The 18,969-nt window shown below is 32.0% G+C and carries 23 protein-coding genes; 21 read left to right on the top strand and 2 right to left on the bottom strand.

The features are described 5' to 3' along the window. The first annotated feature begins 276 nt into the window (after positions 1-276). The 11 genes from DESME_RS08620 to DESME_RS08580 all read left to right on the top strand — a co-directional run bounded on the left by DESME_RS08620 (position 277) and on the right by DESME_RS08580 (position 9,505). Positions 277-558 carry a hypothetical protein gene (locus DESME_RS08620; RefSeq protein WP_006718809.1) on the top strand — a complete coding sequence of 94 codons (282 nt, stop codon included), beginning with the start codon at positions 277-279 and terminating at the stop codon, positions 556-558. A 458-nt stretch (positions 559-1,016) separates the two neighbouring features. Further along, entirely contained in the window at positions 1,017-2,138 is a 1,122-nt protein-coding gene (locus DESME_RS08615; protein ID WP_006718811.1) for a hypothetical protein, read from the top strand. 69 nt (positions 2,139-2,207) lie between these two features. Beyond that, complete coding sequence (locus DESME_RS08610; protein WP_006718813.1) at positions 2,208-5,078, top strand: hypothetical protein; 2,871 nt, start codon at positions 2,208-2,210, stop codon at positions 5,076-5,078. Between the two features lie 207 nt (positions 5,079-5,285). Continuing rightward, positions 5,286-5,477: a hypothetical protein gene (locus tag DESME_RS08605; protein ID WP_006718815.1), complete on the top strand. Its 192-nt coding sequence runs from the start codon at positions 5,286-5,288 to the stop codon at positions 5,475-5,477. Positions 5,478-5,745: 268 nt separating this feature from the next. Next, positions 5,746-6,597: a hypothetical protein gene (locus tag DESME_RS08600; RefSeq protein ID WP_006718816.1), complete on the top strand. Its 852-nt coding sequence runs from the start codon at positions 5,746-5,748 to the stop codon at positions 6,595-6,597. Continuing rightward, positions 6,590-7,060: a crossover junction endodeoxyribonuclease RuvC gene (locus DESME_RS08595; RefSeq protein WP_006718819.1), complete on the top strand. Its 471-nt coding sequence runs from the start codon at positions 6,590-6,592 to the stop codon at positions 7,058-7,060. Before DESME_RS08600 ends, DESME_RS08595 begins: the two co-directional genes overlap by 8 nt. A 4-nt stretch (positions 7,061-7,064) precedes the next feature. Next, complete coding sequence (locus DESME_RS15905; RefSeq protein ID WP_006718821.1) at positions 7,065-7,202, top strand: hypothetical protein; 138 nt, start codon at positions 7,065-7,067, stop codon at positions 7,200-7,202. Then, entirely contained in the window at positions 7,199-7,327 is a 129-nt protein-coding gene (locus tag DESME_RS16380) for a hypothetical protein (RefSeq protein ID WP_006718824.1), read from the top strand. The genes DESME_RS15905 and DESME_RS16380 overlap by 4 nt, the downstream gene beginning before the upstream one ends. 128 nt (positions 7,328-7,455) lie before the next feature. Continuing rightward, a complete protein-coding gene (locus tag DESME_RS08590; protein WP_006718827.1) occupies positions 7,456-7,731 on the top strand; it encodes a hypothetical protein in 276 nt (91 codons plus the stop codon). A gap of 93 nt (positions 7,732-7,824) precedes the next feature. Next, positions 7,825-8,460: a hypothetical protein gene (locus DESME_RS08585; RefSeq protein WP_006718830.1), complete on the top strand. Its 636-nt coding sequence runs from the start codon at positions 7,825-7,827 to the stop codon at positions 8,458-8,460. Positions 8,461-8,662: 202 nt separating this feature from the next. After that, positions 8,663-9,505, top strand: coding sequence for a HEPN domain-containing protein (locus DESME_RS08580; protein ID WP_167998833.1), 843 nt, complete (start codon positions 8,663-8,665; stop codon positions 9,503-9,505). A 103-nt stretch (positions 9,506-9,608) separates the two neighbouring features. Here DESME_RS08580 and DESME_RS08575 read toward each other — a convergent pair whose 3' ends face one another. Then, positions 9,609-10,136: a hypothetical protein gene (locus tag DESME_RS08575; RefSeq protein ID WP_006718834.1), complete on the bottom strand. Its 528-nt coding sequence runs from the start codon at positions 10,134-10,136 to the stop codon at positions 9,609-9,611. A gap of 109 nt (positions 10,137-10,245) precedes the next feature. Between DESME_RS08575 and DESME_RS08570 the strand changes: the two genes are divergently transcribed. The 6 genes from DESME_RS08570 to DESME_RS08540 all read left to right on the top strand — a co-directional run bounded on the left by DESME_RS08570 (position 10,246) and on the right by DESME_RS08540 (position 15,483). Beyond that, positions 10,246-10,569, top strand: a complete 324-nt coding sequence (locus DESME_RS08570) for a hypothetical protein (RefSeq protein ID WP_006718835.1) — start codon at positions 10,246-10,248, stop codon at positions 10,567-10,569. 106 nt (positions 10,570-10,675) lie between these two features. Next, positions 10,676-11,068, top strand: coding sequence for a hypothetical protein (locus DESME_RS08565; RefSeq protein WP_006718838.1), 393 nt, complete (start codon positions 10,676-10,678; stop codon positions 11,066-11,068). Positions 11,069-11,272: 204 nt separating this feature from the next. Beyond that, positions 11,273-11,851: a site-specific integrase gene (locus DESME_RS08560; protein ID WP_006718840.1), complete on the top strand. Its 579-nt coding sequence runs from the start codon at positions 11,273-11,275 to the stop codon at positions 11,849-11,851. 57 nt (positions 11,852-11,908) lie between these two features. Further along, a complete protein-coding gene (locus DESME_RS15375) occupies positions 11,909-13,387 on the top strand; it encodes a PBSX family phage terminase large subunit (protein ID WP_006718841.1) in 1,479 nt (492 codons plus the stop codon). 165 nt (positions 13,388-13,552) lie between these two features. Continuing rightward, positions 13,553-13,762: a hypothetical protein gene (locus DESME_RS08545; RefSeq protein ID WP_156922765.1), complete on the top strand. Its 210-nt coding sequence runs from the start codon at positions 13,553-13,555 to the stop codon at positions 13,760-13,762. Between the two features lie 29 nt (positions 13,763-13,791). Beyond that, positions 13,792-15,483, top strand: coding sequence for a portal protein (locus tag DESME_RS08540; protein WP_025248735.1), 1,692 nt, complete (start codon positions 13,792-13,794; stop codon positions 15,481-15,483). A gap of 290 nt (positions 15,484-15,773) precedes the next feature. On the opposite strand, the gene DESME_RS08535 is transcribed toward DESME_RS08540, so the two are convergent. Then, on the bottom strand, positions 15,774-17,057 hold the full coding sequence (locus DESME_RS08535) for an IS110 family RNA-guided transposase (protein WP_006715219.1): 1,284 nt from the start codon (positions 17,055-17,057) through the stop codon (positions 15,774-15,776). A gap of 132 nt (positions 17,058-17,189) precedes the next feature. Between DESME_RS08535 and DESME_RS08530 the strand changes: the two genes are divergently transcribed. From DESME_RS08530 to DESME_RS08515, 4 genes are all read left to right on the top strand, one after another. Further along, positions 17,190-17,522, top strand: coding sequence for a hypothetical protein (locus tag DESME_RS08530; RefSeq protein ID WP_006719121.1), 333 nt, complete (start codon positions 17,190-17,192; stop codon positions 17,520-17,522). Positions 17,523-17,545: 23 nt separating this feature from the next. Then, complete coding sequence (locus tag DESME_RS08525; protein ID WP_006719120.1) at positions 17,546-17,758, top strand: hypothetical protein; 213 nt, start codon at positions 17,546-17,548, stop codon at positions 17,756-17,758. After that, positions 17,755-18,069 carry a hypothetical protein gene (locus DESME_RS08520; RefSeq protein ID WP_006719118.1) on the top strand — a complete coding sequence of 105 codons (315 nt, stop codon included), beginning with the start codon at positions 17,755-17,757 and terminating at the stop codon, positions 18,067-18,069. The genes DESME_RS08525 and DESME_RS08520 overlap by 4 nt, the downstream gene beginning before the upstream one ends. A gap of 81 nt (positions 18,070-18,150) precedes the next feature. Further along, on the top strand, positions 18,151-18,957 hold the full coding sequence (locus DESME_RS08515; RefSeq protein ID WP_006719115.1) for a hypothetical protein: 807 nt from the start codon (positions 18,151-18,153) through the stop codon (positions 18,955-18,957). Positions 18,958-18,969 lie beyond the last annotated feature (12 nt).

Below are 18,969 nucleotides of genomic sequence, written 5' to 3'. Positions count from 1 at the left end.
CTTTACCAACTAGAGCATAACTAATTTACTTATATGCTATCTACTTTTTTAGTATAAAAGAAGCTTCGTGTATTGTCAATATTATCATCTAAAATTCCTATCCAAGCTTGGATAGTTGTAACAACAAATAATGAAAGGAGAGGATCAAACAAGACCGCATGAAACAAGTCTTTGATATGGAAATAAAGGGCATAAAATCGAGGTTTTATGCTAAATTGTAAAAAACCGAATATCAGAAATATAGAAAATTGTTAAAAAGAGAGCGAGGATAGAATTATGGAAACATCAAAACCAACTGGAATTAAAAAGAGATATAGTCATGAAATTCAAGATATTGATAATAAACTTCGGCAGCTTGAATCTGAAAGGATTTATGAAAAATCAGGGGCAAGGATGGATGGTTATCTTGCCACAAATATCATTGAGTTAAGAAAAATGATTTATGATCTGCTTAGGAAGATTGAAAATAATGAGTCATCGATAGAAGATGACATTGCTGAAGCATTCAACAAGATTAATAAAACAAAAAAAGAAGTATCGGTGAGGATAAATAATTAGTGAAAATACCAAGGATACCCAATTGCCTATGAAATCTGGTTATAGAAAAATAGAATTCGACCACGTTTAACCGAGGACGTCGACCACGAAAACAAGACACTTCCAAACGACCTGTTTTTAATAGCTCATAAACCCTTACCGCTAGACAAGTGTTTTGGCAAATGTAGAGATTCTCTACAAACACTTTAAGTGTAAAATCAAATAATGTAGAGATTCTCTACAAACACTTCAAGTATTTAAGCAAAAAATGTAGAGATTCTAAACGTCAGATAAGTGTAACAAGATAATACTAATATATAACAAGATAAGAATAATAATTAATAAGAATAGAATAAGTATTGTATTTTAGGGATAAACCCTAAAAAAGAATCTTTACTTTGCTTTCTTGTTTTTTGCAAGGTAAGGTTTCTTTTTTGTTCTGTTTCTATAAATAAATTGTATTTTGAGAGGAGTTTTAAATGGATAGTAATGTTGATCCTGAGTACAAAATGATACCTAATATTGTTGTTCAAAATATAACACTTGATGGTGTTTTAAATAATAGCTATATTCAAATGTTTGGTAAAAGGACTGTAGCATATTTATATGCTTTATTAGAACTTCAAAATAGGAGAGGTTATGCCTATTTCTCTATCAATATGATTTTGTGGTTGCTAAAGATTAAAAATAGTCCGAGTCACGAAAGGAAATATTTCAGAGATTTTCTAATTGCATTGAAAGATAATTCTTTAATTGAGTTCTGTGGTGAGATTGATATTGAATCTTTGAATGCAGATGATTTTGTAAGTGCAAGGTTAGATATATATGAACGTAATGGCAATGGTAATGTGCAAAGGTATTTTGGACTTTTGGATTCTGAATTTAACACGATTATAAATACGGATCATGGAAAATTAGATAAATACAATTTGCTTAATTTATTTTGTAATATCAAGAGCCGGATTAAAAGAAATGCGAATGATATTTCTCCGGCTGAAAGAAAACCTGAAGTGGCATATCCAAGTTATGAAACCATTGGAGAAGATATCTTTATCCAATCACAGGCAACGCTAAAGCAGTATATTAATAGGTTGGTCGAGTTAGATCTTATTCGATACATGTGTGCAGGGGATATGATATTTAAATTAGATGGGCAGCAGCCTATTAGAAGAAAAGCTAATTTTACATACACCTTGTTTCGTGACGGATGGGAAGCGGAATTAGATAATAGTATTACCGCTTTTAAGAGCCAGAAAAGAAAAGCAGGGTGGAGTTTTACTTCAAAGGTTAATGAAGTTACTGCTAATGAAAAAAGATCAGTTTCCCTGAGAATCTATATACTCCAAAAGAAGAAAGAGGATAGTAAAATAACTCAAACCGAGAAAAAAGAGTTGTCAAAGCTACTTCGACAAAAACAAAAATGGCAATATGACAATGATGTTAATGTTCGAAAGTTAGAAGAAGAAAGACTTAAAAGAGAGAATCCAGGAAAGTCTTTATCTCAGATTTATGTTGATATGAGTTATGAGGCTAAGGCTGATAGGGCATGTGAAGAAGAGGATAATGATGATCAAATGCCATTTCATGTATTGAGTGGTTAACATTTTATTGTAAAATCCCCTGAGTGGGGAATCGTGTGTTTAATAAAGAGAGGATGGAATATATAGATAATGAACAACTTAGAAAGTGGAATATATATACCAAATATTGAGGCATGTTGGCTATATAAAGCTAATAATAGTGAAACTAAGAATTATGAAATTGATTATGAGTACTTAGATAAATTGTTAAATGGGAAATTAGATTATTCATTTGAACTAGTAGAAAATAAGGAATTACTTGAAGGTATTGAAATCAAAGAAGTAGATGGAAAACTATATACATTAGACATTGTTAATGTTAAATATACTAAAAAGTACAAAGTAGCAAATGAAGAAAAAACGACTAAACAATTAAGAGATTGGACTTATATTGATGGATTCAAATTTAATGGTAATTTAATGACCAACTTTAAAAGAGCAAGTGGCAAAGCCAGAATTGGAGAAAATCTATTTATTTTAGAAACTATTAAAAATGTCATTGATTGGGCAAGAATGGGTTTAGAATTTAAAAGTGATTGTGATATTGCAGGAATTCGTGCGTATGAAAGTTTACCTCTTTCAAGCATCATTGGGTGTGTTAAAATCAATCCTAATAGTATCTTAGTGATAGATGATCATATAAGTGAATTTAACTGGACTATGAGTAACACCTGGTTAGAAAATGGAGAACTAAAAACAGAGACTATTCCTACTAAAGAAAAGGATTCAATTTGGGATGGTGAAGGTTTACTTAGTTCTAAAATCTTTGATGAAAATGAAGTTATTAAAGGCCGCGGAGTGGCTCTACTCAGAAACAGATATATGAAGTGTGCAGGGTTCTGTTGCTACATTGAAAAGTATTATAGAAAATATTGTAAAGATAATTGTTTGGAATATGAAACATATGAAGTTGAAGATATGTATGGTAATAAGATTTTGGTCAAGGATATTTTACTAATTACTACTCCTAGTGCTATAAAACTTAGTAAATATAATAATGAAGTCTTAAAAATAGATGGATATAAAGGAGAAGATGCATGGTTAAAATATTGGAAAGATAATTGTGGAGAGACGTTTGGAGTATGTAAAACGGATAAACCCTCACACTTTGAAAATGGGTTAATCAATCGCTTAAGCTACCAGATGATTAACACAATTCCCTTCACGCCAGAGCAAATATCAGATTTAGTTAAACCAGAGATTGAATATGTAAATAGATTAAAAGATGATTTGGATTTCTTTTTACAAGAAGTTAACCAATATTCAGAAGAAATCAAAGAAATTGGAGAAGATTATGATACAAATGAAGAGGATGATAATGACAATGTATTAGATATTGGAAGGAATATAGATGTTACAGGAGCTTTTTTAGAGTTAATTAAAACTAATCCTCAATTTCAAAATACACAGGTATTTAAAGATTTTAGAAGGAACTATATCAATGCTTATATTACTCAAGTAAGACAGGGTAAGATCAAAATCGAGTCAGACTACTGTGTAGCTTGTGGGAACCCATTTGAACTATTAAAAGCTACAGTTAGTCAATTTGATGGTACAAGTGAGTTAAAGGGTAATGAATTGTACTGTAGTAGATTCGATGATGGTGATGACATTATTGGATTTAGAAATCCACATATCAATGTTTCAAATATCGGTATACAGGTTAATAAAGAAGTTAAAGATTTAAAAGAGTATTTCAACTGTACGCCCAATATAGTATTTCTAAACTCTATTGATTATCCAATATTATCTACATATCAAGGAGAAGATTTTGACATAGATTCTAACCTACTGACAAAAAACAAAATCATTGTTGATGCTTGTAAGATGATAGATAAAGAAGCAACTCCTATTCCAATCAATAAGATAGAGAACACAGGCAGTAATAATGCTGAATTAACAGGTCAAAAAATGAGCGATATTGACCATAAAATTTCAAAAAACTATATTGGCTCTGTAATTAATCTCAGCCAAGAAATCAATTCGTTGTACAATCATCTAAAATACAATAAGGAAGCAACAGAAGAAGAATTATATGAATTGTACCAAAAGACTAGTAGACTTAGTTCTATGAGTCAATGTGAGATTGATAAAGCCAAAAAACAATTTGAGAAGCTTAATGTTCCTAAAGAATTAGAGAGAATGAAAAAAGGGTTAAAGTTGGTTGATAATGAGAAGGTAATCCAGATTAAATCAGAAATTGAAACCTTAAAGCAAGAATTAACTATAGCAAAAGGAAATGAAATCGATGAAGTCAAAAGTAGAATTTCGGTAAAATATGAAGAACTCAAGAAATATGATAGTAGAAGAATCAAACCATATTTCTTTAAATTCATTGGGGATAATGCTTCTAAAAAACAAAGAAAAGCAACAAATAAAAAGCATAGGAAAGACCTGGATCAACCGATAATATTAAAATATTGTGCCGATAATGGAATAGATATTAAAGACTTGGATAAGGAAAACAAAGATTTAGTTAAATTATTAAAAGTGAATGATAAAATCCAAAAGGAATGGGAAGAGAAGATATATATAAAGATGGATACCCCTATGGACTGGTTAGAAGAGGAAATGGATAAAGTTAAAAATGGTAAAAAGATTGGCACAACCCAAGTTATAAAATTGGTCAAAAAAAATAAGCATAAAGCTAATGACGAAGTTGTTTCCTATGTTGTAAAAAATATTAAAAATCTAGATAAAAAAATTAAAGCCTATAAATTAGATTGTGATTTAGCTGCCAAGGATAAATTGGAAAAAATAAGGTCTGTTAAAAAAGAAGTCGTAAATAATATATTGTATATAAAACTAACAAAAGCGGATTTATATGGTGTTATGAAAATGTGTTTAAATTCAGTAAAAAAGAATGGAGAAATTGACAAGAGAAGTGGAATTGAGTCAATAACTCTGGAAGTATTATTTCAGGTGTATGGAGATGGATTATTAAACATGTTTGTTAAATAATGGGGTGATTCTCCGTCAAAAAAGTGCCTTAAACTGTTGATATAACTAAGTTTAAGGCACTTTACTTATTATGCTACAATAGGATAGAGAATTAAAGATGACTAAATTTAATTATAACATATGCATCAATACAATGTCAACATTATTTACAATAAAAATTTAATACAATTGAAGATATTATAAATTGAGAAAGGAGTTAAACAGGTCATGGAAGAACAAGAATTGCGGGATCAGATGAATCAATATATAGAAACTCATGGAGTAAAAGCTTGTTGGGTAGCTAAACAAATTGGTGTAAATGGAATCGACACTCCACTTTTGTCGAGGTGGAGGGCAGCGAAGAGAGACCTATGGGAATCAACTTTAGCGGATGTCAAAGACTTTCTACAGACTCATTAATTTTTCAACCTAAAAATACTTAAATTTATAACTCATGATATCATATTAACATAGATAAAATACGATTGCAAGGGTTAATTATAAAATAATTAAACTAATTACTTGCCTAGAGATAGGCGATTGAATATCCTCCTCTCACTCAAGGATAGGACAGGTTTGTCCTGTCCTATTTTTTATGCTGATTAAGCACTCATTTTTCAATGGGTGCTTTTTTAATATCCAAATTTAAGGGGTGGCGCACTTTACGAAGCTAGAAAGGGGTTTATAAATGGATACAGTGGTAATGGATAGGGTCGCGGGACGCGAGGTCAAACAAGAAAAGGTCAAAGCAGAAAAGAAAGAGTATTGTAAACAACAAGCACTCGATAGGATTGGTGAGACCAGAACCAACAATTGCAATTCTACGATGTGGATTATTGATTATACTGATAGTCAAAATGTAACAGTCCAATTTAGTAATGGCTTCATAGCTCATGTTACGTACAATCAATTTAAATCAGGTAGCGTAAAAAATCCAGATGATATTTCAGTTTGGGGTCATGGGAAAATAGGCTTTGGTGAACAAAAAGCTTATATTAATGGTAAAGCAACGAATGTTTATTCCATTTGGAATGCCATGCTTCAAAGATGTTTCTCACAAAAAATAAAGGCGAAATATCCTACTTATAAGGATTGCACAGTTTCGGATGATTTTTTAAACTTCCAGACTTTTTCTAGATGGTACAAAGATAATTATTATGAAATAAAAGGCGAAAGTGAATCTTTACAATTGGATAAAGACATTCTCTATCCTGGCAATAAGATATATTCACCTGAGACATGTTGCCTACTTCCAAGAAGTATCAATGTTTTGTTTACTAAAAATGATGCTAGTCGTGGAGAACTGCCTATTGGTGTAAGTCTCACTAAAAATGATAGATATATGAGCAGGTGTCAAATCGGGACAGGAAAGAAACAGTACTTAGGTACTTTTGATACTCCTCAGGATGCTTTTATAGCTTATAAAGAGTTTAAGGAACAACGGATTAAAGATATTGCAGACCAATATAAATCGGTTATTCCATTAAAACTTTATAATGCTATGTATAATTATCAAGTGGTTGATGATTTAGTTGGCTAAAATACTGTGCCTAGATCAGGCAACGTTAAAAACTGGCTATTCTTTATTTGATGATAATAAACTAATTACATTTGGAATTCTTGAGGTTGATCCGGCTGAAAAGAATATAATTGAACGCATGAAGTTGATGAGTGATAAAATTACAAATCTAATTGAATCACTCTCTCCTGACTTTATTGTGTTTGAGGATACTCAATTTCAAAACAATTATAAAACGTATCAACAACTCAGCCAATTCCAGGGTGTAATTATGCTTTATTTATTTCAAATAAATATCAGTTTTTGTATTGTTAAGCCTACCGAATGGAAAGCAGCATGTAAAATTAAGGGCAGGAAAAGGGAAGAACAAAAGCTGAATACCATTGCATTTGTTAAGGATAAATATGGTTTAGATGTAAGTTCAGATGAAGCTGATAGTATTGGTATTGGTGAATGGGCAGTAAATAAGATTAAGGGATGGTAAACAAATGAGTGATAAAAAACCTTTAACTTGCATGAGAGATATTAAGAAACTAATTCAACAGTCTATGAAGGAGAAAGGTATTACTCCTAAAGAAGCTAGAAAGAGTTTAGAAATTGAAGGATATTATGAAAAGATATTATGAAAAGATATTCAAAATCTATGAGCATGTTGGCTCAAGGTGATGATCCAGAAGATAGAGAAATAAGAATGATTCAAAATCTTTTAAAGAAACATGGAGAATTATTAAAGAAGTTGGCTGATTCGTAAAATCTAATAGAGGAGAATAAAAATGCGTGTTAATGTTTTAATATTCTTGGTTAGTTTTGTTATAGTTATTGGCTTTAATTTGACTTTTAATTTTAAATACAGGTTGCATGAAAAGGGAGAATAAACAAATGATAATTGATCCTAGAGTTAGTGGTTGTTTTATTTGGTTTATGGATAAAAGTAAGGTTCAATACATTAACGGAAGTCCTAAGAAATGTGTAGATAGAATCATTAAATATGCCACTAAGCTTGAAATTGATGAAGAAATAAAAGAAAATAAGAGAATCCAGTGGTGTCCTATTAGAATAGATTTAAGTGGCAGCGTTGGTAAGACATATGCGAAATATTTACAAGAAAATAAAATCAAATTTGATGTAGCTAAATGGGTAACGGATATTATCTAATAATATAATTGTTTTAAATTGCAGGATACAGGATTTCTTTGGCGAAATTATCCATTAAGTTGTTTCTTCTATATTTGGAGAGGGGAAGTAGAAATGGATATTGAAGTATTAATACGTCAAATTACCGAATGTGAAAAAACGCTGGATTCTTTAAAGGGGCAAATGGATGGACAAAAGATCAAAATTATCTCTGAGATAGAAGTTTATCTTAAAGATAAATTTAAACATGATATTGAATCTAATGTGAAGTCAAATACTGAAAACACGAAAAAACTTGGTTTGGAAAAATTAAGTGAGCTTAAAAAAGAGCTAAATACTTTAATTGATCAAGTTCCAGAGTTAGTAAATAAGAAATTTGATAATGATGAATTATGGCTTCTACTTTCATATAGTTTAGATGGAAAAGATGAATTTAATTCATTGTTTAATGCTCAAAGAAATATAAAATCTAATATAGACAATTCTATTAGAGAACTTCTTGGTTATTCAGGTAAAATACTGATCGACTATGGTTATAAAGATTATTCAAAGGATTCTTCATGGGAAAAACAATATAAATCTGATGTCCCAAGATACAAATATGGTTTTAGTGTATCTGCAAAAGTTAATGATGAAATTACAGCTTATATAAATCTTTTCGTACAATTCCATGAGATTCTTGTTAAACTAATAAAAACTAAAAAGCAAAAAGAAGAACAAGAAGCTTTAAATTTATGGGAACAAGCATAAAGGCAAGAGTAAATGTTAGATTAATTTATAGAAATAGCAAAGTTACATGATTGGAAATGTAATATGTGAATCGCTTACTAAGAGCCTTCGGGCTCTTTTAGTTTAAAAGTCAAAAAAAGATTCTAAGGATAATAATGAGGTATCAACAATGAGGATTACATGTACATGGTATTTAAAGCTACCATTCGAATACTATTATGATTTGTCATCTGATATTGTTATAGAAGAAATAGTAATTAAACCATGGAAGTCCTCAATTGAAATGCAACATTATGATGGTTTTATGGTAATTTATATTACGCATACAGATACACCAGAGCCTAACCTCAATCTAGGTTACGAACACAGTTTTCTACACAAGTTATATAAATCACTAGCTCAAAAAGTTGGGGTTGTAGTTAAAGATTTTGTCAATAAATTATTTCTTCATATGGATGAATCGTTTTTTAACATTTTTGATGGTGAAGATTTTATAATTCCGTATGGATTTTCTATTCCGGAGCTAGGATTTAATTATGATTATTCAGATGCAAAATTTGTTTATAAAATAACCCAGGAGAGAATTACTTTAACCTTAAATGACATGAGAAAAGAACAAACCATTAAAGATTTAGTAAGAGAGTTTATCAGACAAGCTGAATATTTTCATGAAAAAGGTAACTTTGAAATGGCAATTATGAATCTTTCAATGGCAAGTGAATGTTTCATATCAAAATTACTTAAAGATAAGGGATTTCCCAAAAAAAAGTTAGATAAAGAATTTAGAAATTATGAAAGTGATTACGAAAAAACGATGGCCTTAGAGTATTTCCATTTTGGTTTTAAAAAGGCTTATGGCAAATCGTTACTGGAAGAAAAGCCAGACTTATTTTCGGTTGTTGAAGCAATATATAAGATAAGAAATGCAATTGCCCATGGGGATAACATGTATGACCGTCAAATATTAAAAATAAATGAAATAAAGTATAAGGACATGTTCGGGTTTATTAGAACATTGATTTTCTACTTTGACGAAACCGTAAACTGGATAAATGAACAGGTTTAAAAGGTTATCATCCTACGTAGATAATATGTAGAAATAATTCGATATTTATATCTATCAAGGTGTAGCTAGCTATGATGGTTTTAATAATTTATATAGACCAAGATCAATAAGAAATATTAGCGATTTCAGTTTGATATGTTTTATTCTTATAGTCTTTAGCGTGAAAAATCACTTTCATTCCATTTCTAATTTGTTTAGTCGTATTTTCATCTAAGTTGCCCTCTAGAGGGATACAGAACATAGTTTTTGGTGCTATATTTAATATTTTTACTTCATCTATATTTCGAAATCCAGAACTATATCTAGCTGTATTAGAATTTTTTAATATTAAATTGAGTTGTGTCTTTTCATCTTTAATCTCTAAGTATATATCTTTTAATGATTTAGGCGTTTCAGAATTATTATAGATAATGAGCTCAAAGTTGAATAATGCATAAGAAGCTTCTTCAGAAGAAGTAATTTCTTTTTCTACTCCTGTAACAAATTTGTAAAATCTTAAAGACCAATTTTGGGGTTCAAACATCAATTTGCCCTTACTTTTTAAAAAATGAGTTGTTACTAATGTTACTATAGTTCCTAATAATGTACCAAATATTGCTTTATATTCAATCATAAAATCCCCAAAACCCATATTAGCCACCTCAATAATAGACTACTATAGTTAGGAAAAATAATCCAGATATTTAAAGGAATAGCTTACCTTTGGCCGAATAAGTAGGTGTGAAGGGAGATGATTAAAAATGGAAAAAATATTACCATTTAGAGATTTAATACAGGATAATCTAGGTAACTATTATTTTGTAAGTGAAATCGGCGAAAATAAAATGATTTTGGTAAATGCGGTGGTACTTTATGCAAGTAATCGGATATTTAGTGAAGAGTTAGTTAAAGATCATAAAGGCGAATCGCTCACTCATTTTGCAACTCAAATGGTTAAAGATCATCTTAAATTACTACTGAGTGGAGAAATACCGGGAAAGATGTATTTACTGGAGTCATTAGTAGGAACTTATGATATAGTGGTGGATGCTCTTTATGATAGAGATCCTGGTATTGATTTTTAAACTAATAGTATTGATAGAAAATATGATATTACTTTTTTATAAGAGTCCCGATTTGGGGCTCTTTTTGTTTGAATAAATAGAAAGTAGATAATATGGAGGTGATTTTGTGAGAGAAATACTGAAAGAATCAGACATCTATGAACCCTCTCAAGTCGAGAAAAGAATATTAGAAGTTGCTTTAAATCCCGAATCTTTTGATAAAACTATCAAAGAAAGATGTACGATGGCTGATGTATCTAGAGATAGTTGGTATCGAGTAATGAACAACCCAAAATTCATTGCATTACTCAATACTATGACAATGGATATGTTAAAAGGATCAGTAAACGATATTATAAATGCAACTGTTAAATATGCTAAATCTAATCCAAGATGTTCAGCAGACAGAAAAGTATTATTGACAATGTTAAATTTATATACTGATAAATTAGATGCAAATGTTAATGAAGATGTAACTATTAAAGTTACCAAGCCAGACTTCAATAGTCCCAAAGAATAGAATCAAACAAAAATAGAAGAATAACTTACGAAATTAACATTTGATTCTATTTTTAGAAATCTGACACAATGAATAAATGTCAAGTGCGAAATCCTTTGTTATCAGTAGTTTTAAGAATTCATCCTTTATCCTTGCAAAATAATCTGACATAACATATACTATAAATAGTGATATGACAGATTAAACCAAATGGAGGTTTTGAGCATGAATCTTGTTCAACCATTGAGAAACAAACAAGACATAGACAAAATGAAGAGCCATTTAAAAGAGAAGAATCCTAGAGACTATGTTATGTTCATGATTGGTATATCTAGTGCATTAAGAATATCAGATATATTAGGGTTAAAAGTATCTGATGTTTGGGATGGCAAAAGAGTTAATGAACATATTGATATTAGAGAGAAGAAAACAGATAAAGGCAAGATATTTGCTGTAAGTCCTAACCTTGAAAAAGCTATTAGAGACTATATTAAATTAAGTAAACTATCCCAGAATGATTACTTAATAACCAGTAATAAACCTAATAAAGATGGTAGTAGTAAACCTATTTCAAGGCAACAGGCACATGAAATTATTAGTAACGCTGCTGATTATTTAGGAATTAAAGGTTCTATATCTACTCATACAATGCGTAAGACTTGGGGCTATTGGGCATATAAGAGCGGAGTAGACCTTGCTTTGATCATGGAAGCACTTAATCATTCCAGTATAGCGATGACAAAGAAATATATTGGCATTACGCAGGATGATTTAGATGAAGTTTATATTAAACTTAATTTATAAATATTGGACAGAGTGATTAAACATCACTCTTTTTTTATTGAAAGGGAAAGGGAGTACATGAAGTATGATGTAGATTTTACAGAACTTCCATCAATGCTTAATGATTGGATTATAGATATTTGGGAAAATAGAGATCGTTATATTGTTTGTAGGGGTGGTGGTGGTTCAGGTAAATCATTTGGTATTGCTCAATTGTTAGTATATAGAGCCATTACTGAGCCAGGACATAATGTATTAGTTGTTAGAAAAGTAGGAAACTCATTGAGAGAATCCTGCTTTTCTTTAATTAAAGCAACAATTTCTAGTTATGGTTGTAATAATCTATTCAAGATCAATAAGACCGATATGACTATTGAGTGCATAAATGGTAATAGGTTTATATTCAGGGGATTAGATGATATTGAAAAGATCAAGTCTATCAATGATATTACAGATGAATGGATAGAAGAAGCTACAGAGGTTGAATCAGAAGATTATAGACAGTTAAACATTCGTTTACGTGGAAGTTCAAAATATCCTCATCAAATGTTCATATCCTTTAACCCTGTAAGTGCTACACATTGGCTTAAAGGAGAATTCTTTGATAATAGGAAATCAGATGCAACGGTTATTGAGACTACCTATAAAGATAATAAATTCTTAGATGCTGAAGCAATAAAGGTATTAGAGGACTTTAAAGACACAGATCCTTATTATTACTCTGTCTATTGTTTAAATCAATGGGGTGTAACTGGTAAGACGGTATTCCCTGCACAGTTGGTAACATTAAGGCTAGAAGCTCTTAAAAAGCAAACATTTAAACGTGGTTACTTTACTTTTGAATATATAGATGAACAGATAGATGATGTAACTATTCAATGGGTAGATGATGAAGATGGTTATATTACTATCTATTCAGAGCCTAAACAAGGATATCCTTATGTAATAGGTGGAGATACAGCAGGTGATGGCTCAGATTCGTTCACAGGGCATGTAATAGATAATACTACAGGTGAGCAAGTAGCAACCTTAAAACATCAATTTGATGAAGATTTATATTCTCGTCAAATGTATTGTTTAGGAAATTATTATAATGAAGCTCTTATTGGTATAGAAACTAATTACAGCACATTCCCTATCAAAGAGTTGGAAAGACTCAATTATTACAATCAATATGTTAGAGAATTACAGGATACATATACAGGCAATTTAAAGAAATCATTTGGCTTTTTAACTGGTAAAACAACCAGACCTCTGATGATTGCTAATTTAATTAAGATTGTTAGAGAGAATATCGAACTCATCAATAATATTCCTACATTAGAAGAAATGCTAACCTTTGTTCGTAATGAAAAGGGTAGACCAGAAGCACAGAATGGTTCACATGATGATTTAGTTATGGGATTGTGTATTACTTATCAAATCAGATCACAGCAAGACGATAAACCATCAATTCCAAAAGCAAATAAGTATGATAATTCACTATCAGCAAGGGTAGAGAGACATAGAAATAATCTAATCAAGAATAGCAAAAAGGGGAGATATAAAGAACTATGACAATCTTTATAGTTTGTTTAACATATTTAGCTACATTGGTATTTCTTTATATAAGAGAAAAAGATACAGCAAAGGAGAGAAAACAATTATATGACCGTATCCAAGCAAAAGACTACATTGAATTCAAAACCACTACGGAACCCATTGAACCAAGAGAATGCACAAATGAACGAGCAGAATCAGCCAGAAACTATATTGAACTATAAACTTTATTATGGTGGTTACTATGATATTAAAGGCTTTACAGTAGCAAAGAATCAAGAAGAAGCTATAAATAAATTGCGTGAGCAATTGCATTTATATTCATTACCTTGTGATGCTGAAGAGTTAGTTATACCTGATTTTGATATTATATTGACTCCAAAAATAGAATAAATATAATTTATTGAATCGGAGGTGAACACATGGCTAAAATAATTGCAAAAGATCCTGCTTCTGTAAATGAAGAAGAGTCAGTAACCTTTATTGAAGATCGTATTAAAGAAGGTAAAAACCCTCCATTAGAACAACAATGGGCGGTTAATATTGCATTTTTAACAGGTAAACAATGGATTGTTTATGATAAATCTTCTCAAAAAATTGTTGAAAGACCTAAAGATGATTGGTGGGAAGAAAGAGTCACAATCAACCGTATACGACCTGTTGTTAGAACAGAATTAGCAAAAATAACAAAATCTAAAATTCAGTTTAATGTTATTCCTGCATCTAATGAAGAAGAAGATATTGATGCATCAAAAGTAGGAACACAGGCTATTGATTTTGTATGGCGTAATACAAATATGGATGAGAAACGATTCAAATCAGCCTTGTGGCAAATCACTACAGGAACAAGTATCCAAAAAACATTTTGGAATGATAGTTTAGGTGAAGAAGTACAACTTAATACCTTGGATGAACACGGTAATTTTGCTTTAGATGAAAAAGGAAATGAAATTACACAAACTAAAAGATTAGGTGACATTGATAATTCAGTTGTGAGTCCTTTTGATTTTGTATTTGATCCTTCTGCTACAGAATTTGATAATGCAAAATGGTGTTGTGAAAGAATATTAAAGACTGTAGATGAAGTTAAAGATACTTATGATGTTGAAGTATCTCCTGAAGGTGGATTATCTTCAACGAATATATTTAATGGTATTCTTGCTAATGTTAATGGTCAACAATCCGATTTTAAACCTATTTCTATGGAAAATGGAGTTGTTGTCAAGGAATATTGGGAAAAACCAAGTAAGAAATATCCTAAAGGCAGACATATTACTATAGCTAATGGCAAACTATTACAATTTGAAGATAATCCTTATGATATATTACCTTACTTTTTAACTCCTCATAATTTAGTTCCTGGTAGAGTTTATGGCTCATCTAATATTGAGGACTTAATCCCTGTTCAAAGAGAATATAATAAAACTCGTACACAGCGGAGACTTAATCAAACTAGAACAGGTAATCCTAGATTTTTATATCAAATCAATTCTTTAATAGATGAACCTACAAATGAACCTGGAGAAAAGCTTGGTTATAAGAAAGGGTATAACCAACCTAATTGGGAAACTCCACCTTCTGAACCTGGACATATTCAAGCTGAATTGGACTTACAATTAAGAGATTTTGAAGATATTTCTGGTATTCATGAGGTTTCTTCGGGAACAGCACCAACAGGTGTTAAGTCAGGTATAGCTATTGCTTTTCTAGGAGAACAAGATGAGACAAAATTTGGTCCAATTATCCATAATATTGAAACAACTTATGAAAATTGGGCAAAATTCGTCTTAGTTTTAATGCAAAAATATTATATTGAACCTCGAATGATAAAAATTGTAGGTAAAAATGGTCAAGTTAATGTTAAAGAGTTTCAAGGTTCTGATCTTAAGGGTAATAAAGACGTTAAAGTTGTTTCTGGATCTGCTATGCCAAAATCAACTGTAGCAAGACAAAATTTTGTATTAGATTTATGGGACAGAAAGATACTTAGTGACCCTCCCTATAATATCTTGGGATTTACTTTGATTTTCTCTTGTTTTCATAGAATTCCTAACTTACCTAAAAAGCTCATCACGGATAAAATTCGCATAGAATGCATAATTCAGAGAAACTGAGTATGGCAAAGCCAACGTCTGCTATTTTTAATATGTTGGCCGTTGTAAACCCACTATACTCACGGTGGTAAACCTCCCATGTCTAACAGGGTCAAGATTAACACATCTGCCCTAAATTCCTTCGTTCCACCTATCCATGATTGGGTGTCAGTAATGCTACAAAACCGAGTCTTTGCTCTAATGGATAATATGTTGACTGACTACCAGCTCTTTTATCTTGTTAGATTACTATGATTTGGGTACATTCTGTGGTGACGCCTACCAACAGAACTGCTTATTTGCACTTTCTGTTACGCTGCTAAATACTCAACGGGACGATGGATGTCTTTAATTAGCTTTTGCGGGTCGTAGTCTATGCCTTTCGTTAATATTGCATAGAATACCCGAATCAGTTTACAGCTTAAGGCGATTAGCGATTGTTTCTTTTTGAGAGGATTCTTGTTTCTTGTCGTGTAATACTTATGTATCTCTGCAAACTCTGTGTTGTTAGAGACTAGTGGCATCACCGCTTGAAATAGAATTGCCCTCAGTCGCGCTCGCCCCCGTTTGCTGATCGTGGTCTGTCCTTTGTGCTTGCCTGAGCTGCTTTCTCGCAAGGCCAATCCGGCAAGTTTTTGAATCTGCTTCGGAGAATTAAAGCGTCTAATGTCTCCAACCTCAGAGATAAAACCAGCTACTGAAACCAGTCCCACACCTTTAATTTCAAGTAGCTTTGCTACTTCTGGTATTTGACTGCACAAACCATCAATGACCTCTGTGATCGCTTGATATTGTGCTGTTTTATTATGATAGTCTTGGAGTAATAGCTTGATTTCCATTCGGGAACAAAACTCTCCTTCGGTGCAACCAATGCTCTTTTGAGCAGCTTCATACAGGCTCTTAGCCCTTTTCATACCCACTGCCCTCAGTTTGTTGTCCCTCCAAATTTGGTTTATTCCTTCTGCTCCAAGTTTTTCAATATCGCTGGGTAGAGGGGCTTCTTGCAGCACCAGCATGCTACTTGTGGCATCAAATTTAGCAAACACCGTTTCATGCTCGGGAAAGTATATTTTTAGCCACCGCTGGATGCGATTTTTTATGCTATTCATATCCTTTTGTATGCGCATTCTGCAAGCCGTAGCTATTCGCAATTCCGCATAGATCCCTTCCGGAATGTAAGGCTCATTGAATCTGCCCTCGATCACCAGCTTAGCGATTGTTTTAGGATCCTTGGCATCCGTTTTGCTCGGATGATTGTCATCCAGTTCTTTACTACGTTTTACGTGAAATGGATTGACCAGGACTAGCTTAATGCTTTGCTCTTTAAAATATGATGCTAGATTGAACCAGTAATGGCCGGTTGGCTCTGCGCCTACTATTATGGAGTCCTTATGTGTCTGCCTTTTTAGCCGTTCAATCCATGCGTAGCAGTCTTTGAATCCTTCTGCAGTGTTTGCAAACTTGAATACTTTCCCTAGCTCTACTCCTCGCCAGTCGAAAGCTCTGGCATAATGAAGTTCGCTTGCGATGTCCACTCCAATGACAATACTACTTTCTGAAAGTTGATTTAGTTTCTCGTTTTGTGTAAAATTCATCTGGATGACCTCCGGTATTTTTTGATTGGATTCTGTTGGCCAACAGTGTGTCCTCTCAAAGCTTAACGTGAGGTCATCTTTTTTTCAAAGCTCATTTTTTCTTGTTACAGGAATGCTACAAAAGCCTTAAAATTGCTTGAATTCGGTAATATTGAAGAAATATATGATGATTTAAGTATTGATGTAAATCAAGCTAAACGAGAACAAGAACAATGGTTAAAAGGTGATTTTACCCATAAAACAAGAGATTTTTACAATCACGAAATCCATATATTAGAACATAATAAATATCGAAAATCAGATGATTATGAGAAACTAACCCAATATCAAGCTCAAGTTGATGCTCACATTGCGGAACATTCAGCATTTGCTCAACAATTAGCTTCTGCTCAAGCAATGGCTCAATCTATCAATAATCAACCTCAATCTACTCAACCACCACAAATAGCAATTCAGGGACAATAATATAAGAAAGAGGTGATATAAAAATGGCAAATAGCCAAACCAATTGGAATACAGCAAAAGGTCAAGCAATGGCAAATATGAGTAAAGCAATGGCAAATCCTAATGCTAGTTTAAATCAAGATACTCCTATGGAAACAGATGATATAACAGTTAAAATGGATCAAATGTTATCCATGATGCAAGATATGATGGCTAAAATTGATGGAATGATGGGAGGAGGGGTGCAACAACCATGACAGACAAGCAAAATGAAGTAAATATAAAATGGGATACAGCCAAAGCAGAAGCTATTAAAAATATGGATAAAATGATGAAAGACATAAAAATCACAAAACCTAAAAAAGGCGAAGATAATATGATGGCTTGGGATTATTCCCAAGAAAAGCCATCTTTTAATCTAAGTAGTAAGCAAGTTGATAATATTCCAGATTCTAAACCAGGGGACACCCTAAAGATAATGATGGAATGTACAGTAAAAAGGTGCGAAATCAATGAAGATAAATCCACTGATTTTAGGTTAGAGATTGATAAAATCGGAATCGTTTAATTGTAAGAGCTGAAAGGCTCTTTTTATTATGTTTGGATGCACTAACCCTTTAAGGGAGTGCAATGAAAGGAAGATTTATAAATGGCAGATGAACTCGGAGCAAGCCTTGAAAGCACTCCATTAGAAACTAATACCTCAGTAGATACCTCAGTAGTAGATGGTAGCACAGTAGATACATCCTCAACTGCAAATCCAAATGCAAGCCAAGTGGATCAACCACAGCTTTATAGTTTGAAAGTAGCAGGAGAAGAGAAACAATTGCCGATTGAAGAAGTCATTAAACTTGCTCAAATGGGTGATGATTATACTCGCAAAACCCAAACATTAGCTCAAGAGCGTAAACAATACGAAGCAATCCAAGCGAAAGCAAAGGAACTTCAGAAATATGGTTGGGATATTGATACTTTACTTTCAGACTTTAATCGTCAAGCCATTGAAGCAGAAGCAACAAAAAATAATATTGACCCTGCGGTTTGGGGAGAATTTCAAAATACCAAACAACAACTTAGTTCTGTTCAAAATGAATTAAATTCATTTAAGCAAAATCAAACTTTACTTGAACAAAAAACTACATTAGCAGAGAAACCATTCTTTAAGGATTGGGAAAGTGAAGTAGAAACAACAGCTAAAGAATTGAATACAGATTATCTTACTGCCTATACATTACTAGCTAAAGATCATTTGCCAGAAATTCTTGCCAAGCATGAGCAAGATCTAAAATCTGCAAAAGAAACTGCAATTAAAGAGTATTTGGCTGAAAAAACTAAACCTCAAGGCACAGTAGAGAGTGCAGGGCAAAGTCCTGTTATTGAAACAACTGCACCAAAAACCTTTGCTGAAGCCAAAGCAAATAGTATCGAACTATTAAAAAGTTTAATGAGTAAATAAAAATTATATGAA

Origin of the sequence: Desulfitobacterium metallireducens DSM 15288 (genome assembly GCF_000231405.2) — a bacterium.
Classification (GTDB): Bacteria; Bacillota; Desulfitobacteriia; order Desulfitobacteriales; family Desulfitobacteriaceae; genus Desulfitobacterium_A; species Desulfitobacterium_A metallireducens.
This window is presented reverse-complemented; position numbering and strand designations above follow the sequence as displayed.

Bases quoted from the DNA above. Each gene is read 5' to 3' on its own strand.
- DESME_RS08620 (WP_006718809.1), top strand. From the start codon at position 277: ATGGAAACATCAAAACCAACTGGAATTAAAAAGAGATATAGTCATGAA.
- DESME_RS08590 (WP_006718827.1), top strand. From the start codon at position 7,456: ATGATAATTGATCCTAGAGTTAGTGGTTGTTTTATTTGGTTTATGGAT.
- DESME_RS08600 (WP_006718816.1), top strand. From the start codon at position 5,746: ATGGATACAGTGGTAATGGATAGGGTCGCGGGACGCGAGGTCAAACAA.
- DESME_RS08605 (WP_006718815.1), top strand. From the start codon at position 5,286: ATGGAAGAACAAGAATTGCGGGATCAGATGAATCAATATATAGAAACT.
- DESME_RS08525 (WP_006719120.1), top strand. From the start codon at position 17,546: ATGGCAAATAGCCAAACCAATTGGAATACAGCAAAAGGTCAAGCAATG.
- DESME_RS08615 (WP_006718811.1), top strand. From the start codon at position 1,017: ATGGATAGTAATGTTGATCCTGAGTACAAAATGATACCTAATATTGTT.
- DESME_RS08520 (WP_006719118.1), top strand. From the start codon at position 17,755: ATGACAGACAAGCAAAATGAAGTAAATATAAAATGGGATACAGCCAAA.
- DESME_RS08585 (WP_006718830.1), top strand. From the start codon at position 7,825: ATGGATATTGAAGTATTAATACGTCAAATTACCGAATGTGAAAAAACG.
- DESME_RS08515 (WP_006719115.1), top strand. From the start codon at position 18,151: ATGGCAGATGAACTCGGAGCAAGCCTTGAAAGCACTCCATTAGAAACT.
- DESME_RS08545 (WP_156922765.1), top strand. From the start codon at position 13,553: ATGAACGAGCAGAATCAGCCAGAAACTATATTGAACTATAAACTTTAT.
- DESME_RS15375 (WP_006718841.1), top strand. From the start codon at position 11,909: ATGAAGTATGATGTAGATTTTACAGAACTTCCATCAATGCTTAATGAT.
- DESME_RS08560 (WP_006718840.1), top strand. From the start codon at position 11,273: ATGAATCTTGTTCAACCATTGAGAAACAAACAAGACATAGACAAAATG.
- DESME_RS08535 (WP_006715219.1), bottom strand. From the start codon at position 17,057: ATGAATTTTACACAAAACGAGAAACTAAATCAACTTTCAGAAAGTAGT.
- DESME_RS16380 (WP_006718824.1), top strand. From the start codon at position 7,199: ATGAAAAGATATTCAAAATCTATGAGCATGTTGGCTCAAGGTGATGAT.
- DESME_RS08540 (WP_025248735.1), top strand. From the start codon at position 13,792: ATGGCTAAAATAATTGCAAAAGATCCTGCTTCTGTAAATGAAGAAGAG.
- DESME_RS08570 (WP_006718835.1), top strand. From the start codon at position 10,246: ATGGAAAAAATATTACCATTTAGAGATTTAATACAGGATAATCTAGGT.
- DESME_RS08610 (WP_006718813.1), top strand. From the start codon at position 2,208: ATGAACAACTTAGAAAGTGGAATATATATACCAAATATTGAGGCATGT.
- DESME_RS15905 (WP_006718821.1), top strand. From the start codon at position 7,065: ATGAGTGATAAAAAACCTTTAACTTGCATGAGAGATATTAAGAAACTA.
- DESME_RS08575 (WP_006718834.1), bottom strand. From the start codon at position 10,136: ATGGGTTTTGGGGATTTTATGATTGAATATAAAGCAATATTTGGTACA.